The organism is Leisingera sp. F5, assembly GCF_001593695.1.
The window spans coordinates 1-1,880 of the sequence record NZ_LUKH01000670.1; the positions used below are offsets into that span (position 1 = coordinate 1).

General features: G+C 58.3%; 2 protein-coding genes and 1 pseudogene. All 3 read right to left on the reverse strand.

The window, feature by feature from the left end:
* Nucleotides 1-188 precede the first annotated feature (188 nt).
* Entirely contained in the window at nucleotides 189-368 is a 180-nt protein-coding gene (locus tag A2I95_RS34595; RefSeq protein ID WP_291737083.1) for a hypothetical protein, read from the reverse strand.
* A gap of 31 nt (nucleotides 369-399) precedes the next feature.
* Nucleotides 400-1,506, reverse strand: a complete 1,107-nt coding sequence (locus A2I95_RS34600; protein WP_291737085.1) for an alkene reductase — start codon at nucleotides 1,504-1,506, stop codon at nucleotides 400-402.
* A gap of 112 nt (nucleotides 1,507-1,618) precedes the next feature.
* Nucleotides 1,619-1,880, reverse strand: a pseudogene (locus A2I95_RS34605) (TetR/AcrR family transcriptional regulator); the annotation flags it as partial.

The window sequence follows — 1,880 nt, forward strand, 5'->3', positions numbered from 1 at the left end:
GCGCATCGTTGTAGCTGGACCAATTCGTCGTACGGTAGCGGGCTGGTGTGGGCTTGCTCATCTGCCCCGTCTAACCGCATGGATTCGTGATGTGAATCCTTAGCACTCAGAGTTCTGCAACAACGCCCTATCTGTCCCCCACCGAGTTTTCCTCGCAGACACTGTGCGCGCCTAGTGTCCGCAGACAGTCAGTCATTGCGACCGACATTCATCATTGCACACATCAATCTATCGACGACATCATCTGCGCCTTGATTGCCGACTTTTAGCCCGTCCAGGTCAACAGAGGCGTGCAGAATGACGGGCGCCAGCGTTGTCTTCGGCTCCTGATCAAACCAGTTCTCAAAATCTCCGGCGGCACTGGTCACCTGAAAGCCAGGCCGCCGGAGGTTTCAAAGGTTACTCAGCTGCAATCGGTTCGCCGGCCAGTGCCGGGTAGTCTGTGTAACCCTTTTCGTCACCGCCGTAGAGGGTGGCTGGATCCAGCTCATTCAGCGGCACGTCCTTCTCTAGCCGGTCAACCAGATCCGGGTTTGAAATGAATGGCCGTCCGAAGGCCACCAGATCCACGGATCCGGTTTCGACCGCCTCGACCGCCATGTTGCGGTCATAAGCATTGTTGCCCATTTTCACACCGTCAAACAGGTCATATAGCGCCTTCAGATCGCCGCCCTCCGGGATATCACGCGGGCCCCCGGTTTGGCCTTCCACCATATGGAGATAGGCTAGACCGTATTCGTTCAGCAATTTGACTGCATGGGAGAATGTCGCCTGCGGGTTGCTGTCGGAGATGTTGTTGACGTCCGAAAACGGGCTGAGGCGAACACCGACGCGGTCAGCGCCCCAGACATCCACAATCGCGTCCATGACCTCCTTCAGGAACCGCACCCTGTTCTCAACCGGGCCGCCATATGCGTCGTCGCGTTTGTTGGACTCGTCCCGCAGGAACTGATCGATCAGATACCCGTTGGCGGCATGGACTTCGACACCGTCGAACCCGGCCCTCCTGGCGTTCTCCGCAGCCCGCCGGTAGTCCGCGACGATACCTGATATTTCCTCGGCGCCCAAAGCCCGCGGATCCGATGTTTCGACAAACTGCTCACCGTCAAAGGTCATGGCCTTGGCACCAATTGCGGATGGTGCAACAGGGGCACCGCCGTCCGGCTGCAAGCTGGTGTGGGAAATCCGGCCCACGTGCCAAAGCTGGATCACGATTTTGCTGCCCGCAGCATGGACGGCATCAGTCACCTTCTTCCAGCCCTCGACCTGCGCTTCTGAATAAATGCCGGGAGTCCAGGCATAGCCCTTGCCCTGGGGCGAGATCTGGGAAGCTTCGGTGATGATCAGGCCAGCTCCCGCCCGCTGGGCATAATACTTGGCCTGCAGTTCATGGACGCTGTCATCTTCAGCCCTGGCCCGGTTACGGGTCAACGGTGCCATGACAACGCGGTTTTTCAGATCGATTGCACCGGCTTTGGCGCCGGAGAACAGTTTTTCATCAGCCATTGCTGTTTCCTTCTTGGCTCTGCTTGGTTCAGACATTTTCGGACTACCTAGTCCAAAATTAGAGTCGCCGTTTCTTACTGTGGTTCCAGGTTCTGATGTCCGCGGGAGACCCTTAGGGGTTAATCACCAACCGGGCCTGTTTCAGGGTTTGCGATATCCGCTCGCCGGGAACGCCCGCCTTGCGCAAGGCCAGCGTGCCGATTGCCAGAGAAGCGTAGGCGCGTGCCTTGTCGAGCGCCCGGCCCGGGTCCGAAGGCTCAAGCGCTTTCGCGATGATCTCGTCTATGCTTTCCAAATGCTGCCGCCCGAGAGCCGCCACTTCGTCATCATGCGGAGCAAGCTCAGTCAGGCAGTTGATCAGCATGCAACCGTCA